This is a genomic window from Dolichospermum sp. LEGE 00240, assembly GCF_015207875.1.
GTDB classification, from domain to species: Bacteria; Cyanobacteriota; Cyanobacteriia; order Cyanobacteriales; family Nostocaceae; genus Dolichospermum; species Dolichospermum gracile.
The window spans coordinates 170,811-176,810 of record NZ_JADEVZ010000003.1; the positions used below are offsets into that span (position 1 = coordinate 170,811).

The window sequence follows — 6,000 nt, forward strand, 5'->3', positions numbered from 1 at the left end:
GGACATAAATTCTCTGTCTAAGTAGGTTAGCATTGAAAATTTGATAAATTATTTGAATGTTTGATCACAATTTAATTCTGGTTGATATACTAAATCTATCCAGAAATATGAACTACTAACTCTCTCACATTATTCTGTTGACGATGTTCCCAAACATAGATTCCTTGCCATGTTCCTAATACCAAATGACCACGATTAATGGGAATTTGTTCGGAGGTATGGGTTAAAACTGTGCGGATATGTCCTGGCATATCGTCTGGTCCTTCAGCATTATGAATGTAATGGTTTCCTTCTGGAACTATTTTAGCCATGAAATTAGCTAAATCAACTAATACATCAGGATCAGCATTTTCTTGAATTACTAAACTAGCTGAGGTGTGACGTAAAAATAAACTACAAAGCCCAGTTTCTATACCAGATTCGGCAACAATAGCTTCAATTTTGGCGGTAATATTGTGAAATGATTTTCCATTGGTGGAAACTCTTAATAGTTTTTGGTAGTGGGTCATAATCCTCATGGTGTAATATCCCCGACTAATTTTTCAATGATATCAATAAATAATGAATCAATGGTAGAAGTAGGGGATCTGAATACTTACAAATAATCTATCACAGCTTGGGCTATTGTTTCATTCCCATCTTTGGTGATCATGTTAGGCAGCTTTGGTGCTTGGGGTGATTGATCAAGAAAATTCCAATCTCCTTGAAAAAATTCTGGTGCTGTGAGAATTTGATGATGATTGTAATTAGTAATTCCGGCTAACATGAAAGCTGCTTCGGCAAAATCATCACGGGGAATAGTAACAACTGGTATTTCTAGACGGGTAGCTTCTGAAAATGTCCCATATCCAGGTTTAGAAATAATTCTCCCACAAATCGGCATAAAATCCACAGGACGATATTGATGATTTGTAACTTTAATTAAGTTAAGTAAATCTGGGGCTGAGGTATCAAAAGTAATAAATTGCCAATCAGGAAATCTGCTGATATTAGTGTAAGGAATTTCTTGCAAGCCTAAACCACCAAATGTCAGTAAAATGGTTTTTTCTGGTGGTGTACTTATTTCCCAATTAGTGCGTAATTCATCAATAGTAAAATCGGGAGAACCACCAGTTAAACCGACATCTGTAATGTTGGTAAATGCTGACATAGGTTCATGGAAAGGAAGACGAAATAGGCGATCGCATTTTCTATACCAATTACTAATCCAATCAGCCATTTCCGTAAATTCTCCCCCCCAATCTCGATAGATAAAATCCCAACCAAAGTTACTAACCATCCAGCAAGGAATATTCGTAGCTTCAGCAAATCCAGCAGCTAGAAAAGGAATATCTGCTAAAATTAAATCAACGCGATTTTGACGAATAAAATTAACTTCTGAAGCAATTAAGGATTGGTGATTTTTTTGAATTTCTCGCAGTTTTGCTAAAGTTGCTGGTTTATCCATTGTCAAACTATCAGCTTGAATTACACCTAAATCAAACGCCCGTTGACGTAAAATAAAATCACCTTCTATATAAGATTCCAGTAACCAACGAGGTGCAGTGGTGACTAGTATTAATAATACTTCAGGATATAATTTTTGGATGGTGTTAGCGATGGAAGCTGTGCGGGTAGCATGACCAAAACCGTGATTTGTGATGGCTATATATATAGTTGGTCGTTTCATGATTTAAAACAAAGTTAAAAAGAGTATTGGGCGATTAGAAATCACTACTACACAAGCAAAGTCCGCCGTCGCGGACTAATATAATTTAACCCACAAAGGTGGGTTTTGTCTGTTTAGCAGTGACTTCTAGTACAAAACGGCGTAAATAAACCAACCATTCTAAATCCTCCAAAAGCCTATACTGTCTTCATTTTGACTTTTGACTTCCGCCTTGCGGTACTAGTAGTCTGTCAAGAACTAATTGACGGGTAAATAAATTTTCCTTCTTTCCTTCTTCCTTCCTTCGTGTTCTTCGCGTCTTCGTGGTTCATTCCTTTATCCGTCAAAATTTATTTGACAGACTACTAGTCGCCTTCTATAGCTGCTATTAATTTGTCAATTTCTGATTCTAATGTTAAATAATGAACACTTACACGAATGCAATTAGGATGGGCAATTGTTCGTGTTAAAATATTCTCTGACTCTAGAGATTGTACTAATTTAGAACTAGGCTGATTAGTTAATTGAAAGGAAACCAATCCACTTCCTGGAGGTGAATTTTTTAAACATTTAACATTAGGTAAAGAGTTTAATTTTTGCCAGAGATAATTACTATTTTGGCAAATTTGCTCATATCTTTCCTGTGCTGTTCCCCATTGTTCATGAATTGTAATTGCTTCTTTTAAACCAATATATAATGAAGTTGGTAAAGTAGATACTTCATATCTGCGTCCATCTGGTTGCCAGCCCGTCGGTTGGGCTTGATTATTGGTAATTACTCCATTTAAGCCAATGAAAGTAGGGTGCAGATTTTCCCTGGCTTCAGGACTTACATATAAACCACCCACACCAGCGGGACCGCATAACCATTTGTGACCGGTAAAGGCATAAAAATCTACACCCAAAGCAGTTAAATCCAAAGGGAGAACGCCCACTGATTGAGCCGCATCTATCAATAACAGAGAATTATTGCTTTTGCATACTTGTACAATTTTATCAATGGGTAAAACTTGACCTGTGTTCCATAAAACATGGCTTAGAACTACTAAACGGGTTGTGGGACGGAGATTTTCAGCAATAATACTGATAGGATCTCCCTCATTCAAAGTAGCCATTAAGGGACAGGTAGTAACCTCTACCGCAAATCTACGGGCAATTTCTTGGGCAGTGGCAATGACACCAGGGTGTTCACAGTCAGAAAGGAGAAGATGATCACCGGGTTGCCAATCAATGCCCCACATTGCAATGTTACAACCGACTGTGACATTACCAGTGAGAGTTATTGTGTCAGATGGTACACTTAGTATAGAGGCGATCGCCTCCCGACTGGCTTGTATTTGCGGTGCGATCGAAGCATAAGCATCACTCCCAAAAGGACCTACACTTTGAATATGGGCTTGAGATTGGGTGATAGCATCCATAGCCCTTTGCGGCATTGGCCCCTGTCCTCCGTAGTTAAAATAAAGCTTATTACTTAAAGCGGGAAATTGTGAGCGATGGTGATGCAGGTTATTCATAAAATAGGTTGGCGGTTTTTTATCACTGATTTAAGGATTTCACGGAATGAAGGATATGACAGTCAATGAAAGGGTTTAATACCCCTACCTCTACAGGTAGCAAGTTTTGTGTTGGGGTTAAATCCCCATGACAAAATTTATCACTGATTTATCTAATCTATTGATATATACTTTTATCAACAATTAATCAACATTAACTTTTACGTCAAAAACTATGAATTGGTGGCAACGACTCAACAAAAACCCTTTAGCACGAACTGGGGCAATTGTCCTCTTCTGTTTCTATTTAGCAGTAATTGGGGCTGATTTCATCGCTCCTTATAACCCTTATGATTCACAAACCAATGGTTCACTACTGCCACCGACTCAGATTCATTGGGTATCTCAATCAGGGCAGTTTATTGGACCCCATGTATATCCTACAACACAAGGCGATACTAACTTAGAAACTGGGGAAAGAAAAATAATTATAGACCAGACAAAACCTTCACCATTAAGATTATTTGTGGCTGGACCTAAATATCAATTATTCAATTTAAGTATTTCCCTCCCACCAAAATGGCAGGAAGTCACAATTATTCCTGGTATTTCTTTAAATTGGCATTTGTTTGGGGTTATCGGTGACGCAAAATTGAATATTTTGGGAACAGATGAACAAGGACGCGACCAATTTAGTCGGCTGTTGCATGGCGGTCGAATTAGTATGTTTATTGGTATTTTTGGGATTATCATTACCTATCCATTGGCTTTGCTTATTGGTGGTATTTCCGGCTATTTTGGCGGAATAATTGATAGTATCATCATGCGTTTAGCAGAAGTATTGATGACCTTTCCGAGTATTTATTTATTAGTAGCACTATCAGGGATTTTGAGTCCAAAATTAACCAGCACTCAGCGATTTTTATTAATCATTATCATCACTTCTGTAATTAGTTGGGCAGGTTTAGCGAGGATAATTCGCGGACAGGTATTATCAATCAAAGAACTTGAATTTGTGCAAGCAGCAAAGGTCATGGGTGGTAATCCCATTTATATTATTGTTCGTCATGTTTTACCACAAACTGCAACTTACATTATTATTTCTGCTACTTTAACAATTCCTAGTTTTATTGGAGCAGAAGCAGTATTAAGTTTAATCGGTTTAGGTATTCAACAACCAGATCCTTCTTGGGGAAATATGCTTTCTTTAGCTAGTAATGCTTCTATTTTAGTATTACAACCTTGGCTAATTTTACCGCCAGCAATTTTGATTATTATCACTGTTTTGTCATTTAATGTATTAGGTGATGGCTTACGTGATGCTCTTGATCCTCGTAGTTTGCAAAGGTAATAATGTCTGATAGCATAACCATTCAGTAGATAGGAATAAAAGTTAAAGTTTGACTTGAAATAAGCCTTAAAAGACCAAGGAGTAGAAATTAGACCATTAATTGCAAAATACTAAAAAAGTGATCAGTCGAACTAATCACTTTCCATTTCTTCTAATTACTCTGAAGGAGTTTCATTAACAGATGTTTCCGCAACCTTTCTTACCGCTTCAATATCCACAGCCAAATTTGCGGCTATTTGTTCCACAGTCAAACCTAACTGTAATAACAAAGGTACTGTTTCCAGCTTACCTTCTAACTTACCTTCTAACTTACCTTCTAACTTACCTTCTAACTTACCTTCTAACTTACCTTGTACTTTCGCTTCCTCCGCAACTTCTCGAAAATACCTTGTTTGCTTTAATTCATCTAGAGTAAACATTGCTTCAATCTCCTGACGAGTTAAATTACTTAATTTGTAAACCAAGATCGTCTCTAAGAGGGTGTTTGAAAAGTCGGTGAGTGAGTAAAAAAGCTCTCCCAGTGTAAGCTGTGAATAGAAAGAACACAGCACCGAGAGAGTAACATGAGTAAAGCATACCCCAGTAATTTGACTCACGCCCAATATGAATTGTTGAGTGACATGATTCCAGAAGCCAAAAAAGGTGGTCGCAAGCGTGAAGTCGATATGTGGGAAGTCATGAACGCGATTTTTTATGTCTTGCTAGAAGGGGTGCGATGGCGGGCGTTGCCAGGGGACTTTCCAGCTTGGCAAACTGTATATACTTATTTTCGCAACTGGCGTAGAGACGGAACTTGGGTGAAAATTCATGACAGTTTGCGAGAATGTACGAGAATCGAAGCGGAACGTCATCCCAGTCCATCAGAAGCCATAATCGATAGTCAAAGTGTAAAAAGTGCGGCGATGGTGAGTCAGGAAGTAGGATATGATGCGGGCAAACAAATCAAAGGGCGGAAGCGGTTTATGACCGTTGATACATTGGGATTGATTCTGCGGGTGTTAGTCACCGCCGCCAATGTGCCAGAACGATCTGGCGGCAAACAAGTACTCAAGCGCGTCCAAGAAATGGGATCTCAGGTTTCTCGCTTGACAACTATTTGGACTGATGGTGGGTTTAATGGTCCAGCCTTCATGATGTGGGTCATGGACATTTGTCGTTGGATTGTGCAGGTGGTGCTGCGACCAGAGCAAACTAAGGGGTTTGCCTTACTCAAAAAGCGATGGGTAGTAGAACGCACTTTCGGCTGGCTGATGGGGTGTCGTCGATTGGTCAGAGATTATGAGTTATTACCGGAAACATCAGAGACTTTTATTTACCTTGCCATGATTCGGATCATGGTGAGGCGATTAGCATAAAATTTTACCCATCAAAACTTTTCGGCTCTTGCGTCCCTTTTATGGAGAATTAATACTAAAGTGCCAGTTTAATAAACTACGTAATCTAAAATTACTAAAGTTGCGAAATCCATATCCAAGTCTTTTGATTAATTTGAGTTTATTATTAAT

7 protein-coding genes are annotated in these 6,000 nt (G+C 38.4%); 2 read left to right on the forward strand and 5 right to left on the reverse strand.

Annotation, left to right across the window (positions count from 1 at the left end; genetic code table 11):
* Window positions 1-95: 95 nt before the first annotated feature.
* The 3 genes from IQ226_RS01735 to IQ226_RS01745 all read right to left on the reverse strand — a co-directional run bounded on the left by IQ226_RS01735 (window position 96) and on the right by IQ226_RS01745 (window position 3,165).
* Complete coding sequence (locus tag IQ226_RS01735; RefSeq protein ID WP_193891310.1) at window positions 96-509, reverse strand: secondary thiamine-phosphate synthase enzyme YjbQ; 414 nt, start codon at window positions 507-509, stop codon at window positions 96-98.
* A gap of 86 nt (window positions 510-595) precedes the next feature.
* Window positions 596-1,669, reverse strand: coding sequence for a glycosyl transferase (locus IQ226_RS01740; RefSeq protein WP_193891313.1), 1,074 nt, complete (start codon window positions 1,667-1,669; stop codon window positions 596-598).
* Window positions 1,670-2,013: 344 nt separating this feature from the next.
* Window positions 2,014-3,165: an aminotransferase class V-fold PLP-dependent enzyme gene (locus tag IQ226_RS01745; protein WP_193891316.1), complete on the reverse strand. Its 1,152-nt coding sequence runs from the start codon at window positions 3,163-3,165 to the stop codon at window positions 2,014-2,016.
* A gap of 214 nt (window positions 3,166-3,379) precedes the next feature.
* Between IQ226_RS01745 and IQ226_RS01750 the strand changes: the two genes are divergently transcribed.
* On the forward strand, window positions 3,380-4,495 hold the full coding sequence (locus IQ226_RS01750; protein WP_193891319.1) for an ABC transporter permease: 1,116 nt from the start codon (window positions 3,380-3,382) through the stop codon (window positions 4,493-4,495).
* 155 nt (window positions 4,496-4,650) lie between these two features.
* Here IQ226_RS01750 and IQ226_RS01755 read toward each other — a convergent pair whose 3' ends face one another.
* Window positions 4,651-4,959, reverse strand: a complete 309-nt coding sequence (locus IQ226_RS01755; protein WP_228039191.1) for a hypothetical protein — start codon at window positions 4,957-4,959, stop codon at window positions 4,651-4,653.
* Between the two features lie 99 nt (window positions 4,960-5,058).
* Here IQ226_RS01755 and IQ226_RS01760 point away from each other — a divergent pair, with 99 nt between their 5' ends.
* Window positions 5,059-5,850, forward strand: coding sequence for an IS5 family transposase (locus IQ226_RS01760; RefSeq protein WP_193891322.1), 792 nt, complete (start codon window positions 5,059-5,061; stop codon window positions 5,848-5,850).
* A 39-nt stretch (window positions 5,851-5,889) separates the two neighbouring features.
* On the opposite strand, the gene IQ226_RS01765 is transcribed toward IQ226_RS01760, so the two are convergent.
* On the reverse strand, window positions 5,890-6,000 hold a 111-nt coding region (locus tag IQ226_RS01765; protein ID WP_143336292.1), incomplete at its 5' end, for a transposase.

What these genes read in the sequence shown, in the direction of transcription:
- IQ226_RS01735 (WP_193891310.1), bottom strand. Translation starts at nt 509, where the DNA reads ATGACCCACTACCAAAAACTATTAAGAGTTTCCACCAATGGAAAATCA.
- IQ226_RS01740 (WP_193891313.1), bottom strand. Translation starts at nt 1,669, where the DNA reads ATGAAACGACCAACTATATATATAGCCATCACAAATCACGGTTTTGGT.
- IQ226_RS01745 (WP_193891316.1), bottom strand. Translation starts at nt 3,165, where the DNA reads ATGAATAACCTGCATCACCATCGCTCACAATTTCCCGCTTTAAGTAAT.
- IQ226_RS01750 (WP_193891319.1), top strand. Translation starts at nt 3,380, where the DNA reads ATGAATTGGTGGCAACGACTCAACAAAAACCCTTTAGCACGAACTGGG.
- IQ226_RS01760 (WP_193891322.1), top strand. Translation starts at nt 5,059, where the DNA reads ATGAGTAAAGCATACCCCAGTAATTTGACTCACGCCCAATATGAATTG.